At 38.9% G+C, this 1,214-nt stretch carries 1 protein-coding gene; it reads right to left on the bottom strand.

All coding sequences use genetic code 11. The features are described 5' to 3' along the window. Positions 1-396 precede the first annotated feature (396 nt). Complete coding sequence (locus J8L97_RS22945) at positions 397-771, bottom strand: hypothetical protein (protein WP_211053033.1); 375 nt, start codon at positions 769-771, stop codon at positions 397-399. Positions 772-1,214: the final 443 nt, after the last annotated feature.

Here is a 1,214-nt window from a genome sequence, read left to right as displayed (position 1 = left end):
CATTCCTTGCTCTTGTCATTTTAATCACTCAAATAAACTGGATGTATAAACAGTAGTTAAACCACCCAATTATGCAAGAAATTTGTGCCTGTCCCATCTTAATCTACCACGACGAGATAAGCTTTGTTTCATGCCATAGAGCCAGCTTAAGGTTAACCGATAAATGTCTAGTGGCCCTAAACAATAAGTTGTATAGACTGATTTAGGCAGCGATGAGTCGCAATAAGAGACCCTCACTATGTGTTTGCCGTAAACGATTTTAACGGCTCACCGACATAACGAAGTTGGATAGATTTAAGAATTGCCGATACAAATTAGCCGCTTAAAAGCAGCTAAAAAGAATCGTTATGCTTACTTGACCCGAGAAGGTTCATATGTGTTAGGTTACGGATAACTTTAAACACGAATTGAGTTTCCCTGATTTGAAAACATTAAACTTACTGCCCTTTTCGTAGTAATTCCCCAGTCATCGATTTCCCAGCGCTTATACCCTTCGTCAGTGAGGAAAATTTGAAGCTGAGTAAGTACAAAGTCTTCCCAGTTTTTTACCAAACTAAGTGATTCATTTTTCTCGTAATCGTGAAATTCTTCATTTTGATATTTTGTAACCCCTATAGTTCCGTCAGAAATCAGCCCACTTAATACAACCTGAACCTTTTCACCTTCGACGCCCCGAGCATCAAACTCGGTTTTAAGTTCATTCACCTCAGACTCTTCAGAAGCGAGAAGAGCTACTAAAAATTGAAGTTCATTTGAAGCTAATTCTTCCATCAGTTACCTAACTATTTAGTATTTATGCGGCACATTGTTTGTGCTGCATAATTGCTTGTTGGACTGAGCCGCTACCTGCTCTGTGTGTCAGAGTTGGTGTTATTTATGCTATGGGAGTTTGCTTTTAGTAGCATAACTTGTCTTACGCCTATTTTATCGGCTTGTCTTTCGCGCTTGGGCCATCCCTGCATTACTCAGTACGTTTTATCTTGCCATTAGAGCTAATTTTCGCTGATTTATCAATGATATTTTCACCACACACGCACTTTTCTAACCCGAACACTTAAGCAGGTTAACGCTTTCATTTAACTCAGCAAGCTCTGCTGCTAACTCGTTCGTGCTCATTTCATTGTCTCTTCACTTGCATTAACCATTTAGCTAAATCGTAAGAGCCCTATTTTATATACTTCAAAGAAATTTGTGCCTGTCCCATATTTTAACTA

Origin of the sequence: Pseudoalteromonas sp. MMG012, assembly GCF_018100875.1 — a bacterium.
Lineage (GTDB): Bacteria > Pseudomonadota > Gammaproteobacteria > Enterobacterales > Alteromonadaceae > Pseudoalteromonas > Pseudoalteromonas aurantia.
This window is presented reverse-complemented; position numbering and strand designations above follow the sequence as displayed.